Source organism: Acetobacter okinawensis (genome assembly GCF_002153655.1).
Taxonomy (GTDB): Bacteria; Pseudomonadota; Alphaproteobacteria; order Acetobacterales; family Acetobacteraceae; genus Acetobacter; species Acetobacter okinawensis_A.
On record NZ_JOPJ01000140.1, the window covers coordinates 1 to 230 of the forward strand.

At 66.5% G+C, this 230-nt stretch carries 1 protein-coding gene; it reads right to left on the reverse strand.

Annotation, left to right across the window (positions count from 1 at the left end; genetic code table 11):
- Positions 1–230 (reverse strand): transketolase C-terminal domain-containing protein (locus tag HK26_RS13100; RefSeq protein WP_307772216.1); only part of this gene is annotated, 230 nt, incomplete at both ends.

Below are 230 nucleotides of genomic sequence, written 5' to 3' on the forward strand. Positions count from 1 at the left end.
TGGCAGACCTGTGTGGCAAACCCGCCTTCGGAGCCTTCCTCAATGGTAATCAGCACCGCGTGGTTGCGGGCGAGGTTTTCCACCAGTGCCGTATCAATCGGCTTGGCAAAGCGTGCATCGGCAACCGTGGGCGGCAGGCCGCGGGCGGCCAGCATGTCGGCCGCCTGCAGGCACGCCCCAAGCCTTGGCCCGAGCGAGAGAATGGCAATGCCACCCGTCTGCGCCCCGGA